1 protein-coding gene is annotated in these 316 nt (G+C 66.5%); it reads left to right on the top strand.

Going from position 1 to position 316, the window contains the following annotated elements:
- Window positions 1–142: 142 nt before the first annotated feature.
- On the top strand, window positions 143–316 hold a 174-nt coding region (locus Q7A36_RS41240), incomplete at its 3' end, for a transposase family protein (RefSeq protein ID WP_370655827.1).

The following is a 316-nucleotide window of genomic DNA, read 5'->3' as shown; positions in this document are numbered from 1 at the left end:
AGGGCTGTTCAACGCTGTGCGGTGGCGGGGGTGAGTCCTCGCTGCCACAGGTCGGATGCGAACGGCGCCGGCGGGGTGATGACGGGATTCCCGCACCGCCAAACCTCTGCCTCATAGGGCGGCAACCGAGGGGGAGGTTGCCGTGACCGCGTTCGCGCCGCTGCTGGGTCTGCTGGAGGAGGTGCCTGATCACCGCCGGGCGGAGGGCAAGGTCTACCAACTGGCGTACGTCCTGCTGTTCTCCATCCTGGCCATCGTCAGCGGCGGCAACTCGTATCGCAGCATCGTCACCTTCATCGAGATGCACCGTCTCCGT

It is taken from the genome of Paracraurococcus lichenis, from assembly GCF_030657435.1.
In the GTDB taxonomy this organism is placed as follows: Bacteria; Pseudomonadota; Alphaproteobacteria; order Acetobacterales; family Acetobacteraceae; genus Paracraurococcus; species Paracraurococcus lichenis.
Note: the sequence above shows the minus strand (reverse complement) of the source record. Positions and strands in the feature narration are given on the sequence as shown.